2 protein-coding genes are annotated in these 2,711 nt (G+C 26.0%); both read left to right on the plus strand.

All coding sequences use genetic code 11. The features are described from left to right. Positions 1–96 precede the first annotated feature (96 nt). Positions 97–2,157, plus strand: coding sequence for an HDIG domain-containing protein (locus U9R42_12030; protein ID MEA3496750.1), 2,061 nt, complete (start codon positions 97–99; stop codon positions 2,155–2,157). A gap of 71 nt (positions 2,158–2,228) precedes the next feature. Beyond that, a complete protein-coding gene (locus U9R42_12035) occupies positions 2,229–2,561 on the plus strand; it encodes a DUF3276 family protein (protein MEA3496751.1) in 333 nt (110 codons plus the stop codon). Positions 2,562–2,711: the final 150 nt, after the last annotated feature.

Below are 2,711 nucleotides of genomic sequence, written 5' to 3' on the forward strand. Positions count from 1 at the left end.
AATACTATGGAATTTAAATATGCGACTATAAGTTTTTTAATTTTCATTATTTTATTTAATTTTGAAGTGGGAGAAAGGCTCTTTAGATTTTGATATATGACAAAAATAATGGACAACAGTAAAAATATTATTAGGTTTTTAATTCCTATTGCATTTGTAATTTTTGTTTTTTATTCCATTCCGAAGGAAGGAAAATTTAAATATGAATACAGCAAATATGAATTATGGCAACATGAAGATCTTAGTGCTCCATTTACTTTCCCAATTCATAAAACACAAAAAGAAATAGATGCTGATAAAAAAAAGCTGATAAATTCATTTCTGCCTTTTTATTCCAAATTACCAAATGTTTCAAAGCAAGTAAATAATAAATTAATAGAAAAAATTTCTGATATTTATATTGAAGATTATGATTCTTTAAGTGAAAATCAGAAAATATATATTTTATCAATATCTAAACAGTTGATTGATGATATTTATAAAAGGGGAATTATAAGTATTGAAAAAAATCATTTTAAACACCAGAGCCAGTTTTATTTTACTTTAGTTTTTCCAGATAAAACTGCTAAGGAACTTAGTTTATCAGATGTAATACCAAGTACAGAAGTTAGTAAATATTTGGAAAATGTTTTTAACAAAAAGCCTGTATTAAGAAGAAGTTTAAATATTGAAAGTCTTTCTTCAATTTTTGTAGCAGACATTATTTACAACGAAGAATTATCAGAGACTAAAATTAATAATGAACTTTCAAATATTTCTCTAAATAAGGGACTTGTTTATGAAGGGCAAAAAATTATTTCTAAAAATGTAAAAGTTACACCTGAAAAATTTCAAATTCTTGAGTCTTTGAGATTGGAATATGAATCTTCAATTGAATCCAAAAAGAAAAATTATCTGATGTACATCGGATACTTTTTGCTAATAATTATTATTACTGGTAGTTTCGTACTTTATATCTTTTTGTTTTATAAAAAAATATTTAATTCAACTAAGGATTTATTGCTAATTTTCCTGACAATACTTTTATTCATTTTATTAAGTACATGGGCTTTAAAAATTGAACTGATTAATATTTACTTAATACCATTTTGTATTGTGCCAATATTACTATTGTCATTTTATGATGCAAGAATTGGATTTATATCTCACATGATTACAGTTTTAATAATAAGTATTTTTGCACCTAATAATTTTGAATTTTTATTTATTCAAATAATAGCAGGATTAGGTGTGATTTTAGGTATTTATCAAGTAAAATATTTATCACAATTTTTTATTACTGTTCTAACTATTCTCTTTGTTTATTATTTTTCTTACTTCGGTATAAAATTAATACAAGTAAATGCAATAAGTGAAATTGAATTTTCTGCATTTATATGGTTTACAGGTAGTTTTATTCTTACTCTATTGGCGTATCCATTAATATTTGCTTACGAAAAAGTTTTTGGATTATTATCTGATATCACATTAGTAGAACTATCGGATTTGAATAAGAAATTGCTTAGAGAATTGTCAAAAAAAGCACCTGGGACATTTCAACATTCTGTGCAAGTTTCAAATATCTCAGAGGCAGTTTTAAACAAAATCGGAGGAAATTCATTGCTTGCAAGGGTAGGAGCTTTGTATCATGATATTGGTAAAATGCATGCTCCACAGTATTATATTGAAAATCAAAAGGGATTTAATCCTCATGACGAGCTTAACGAAAAAGAAAGTGCTGAGATAATAGTGAAGCATGTTCGGAAAGGTGTTGAATATGCAAAAGAGCATAAATTACCCAAAGAAATAGTAGATTTTATAAAAACACATCACGGTACTTCACGTGCTGAATTCTTTTACAGGAATTATAAAAAGAAACATCCTGATGAAAAAATAGATGAATCGATATTTACTTACCCGGGACCAAGACCCATTAAAAAAGAAACGGCTGTAGTTATGATAGTAGATTCAATTGAAGCAGCTTCTAAAAGTTTAAAAAATCCTAGTGAAAAAGATTTGGAAAAACTTGTTGATGATTTAGTAGAAAATAAGTTGACAAACAAGCAATTGAGTATGGCAAATATTTCATTAAAAGAAATAAGGATGGCTAAAGGAATTATTAAACTTAGTCTAAAAACAATATATCATAGTAGAATTGAATATCCCAAAGAAAACTAGTACATTTGAAAAATAAAAAAAAATGTACTTTTGTATTTTTAATAAGTTTTAATTGATAAAATAAGTGGAAGATGGATGATAATAGTAGAAACAAGCAAGATGAAGTATTTTCGATTCGTGTACGTGCCGGGAAAAAAAGAACATATTTTTTCGATGTAAAAACAACAAAAAATGATGATTATTACCTTACTATAACTGAAAGTAAGCGTGATTTTAAAAATCCTAATTATTACATCAAACACAAAATATTTCTTTACAAAGAAGACTTTAACAAATTTTTAAAAGCTTTAAACGATTCAGTTGATCATGTAAAAAATGAACTGTTGCCTGATTTTGAATACGATATGTATGACAGAGATGAGGACTTGCAAGTAAATGATGAGGAAGAAAAAAAGAATGACTAATTGTTAAGGGAGGTTCTATTAATTTTGGTTTTATGTTTAACGTATTTATTATTATTCGTTTACACGGTATAGTAAAACGCAATTTATGACCGCTCTGCATATATCATATTAGAATATTTCATATAAATTAATTTTAATCTGTGAATCTGT

The sequence above is a fragment of the Bacteroidota bacterium genome, from assembly GCA_034723125.1.
Classification (GTDB): Bacteria; Bacteroidota; Bacteroidia; order CAILMK01; family JAAYUY01; genus JAYEOP01.

Excerpts from the sequence above, each read along its gene's own strand:
- U9R42_12030 (MEA3496750.1), top strand. The coding sequence starts at position 97 with ATGACAAAAATAATGGACAACAGTAAAAATATTATTAGGTTTTTAATT.
- U9R42_12035 (MEA3496751.1), top strand. The coding sequence starts at position 2,229 with ATGGATGATAATAGTAGAAACAAGCAAGATGAAGTATTTTCGATTCGT.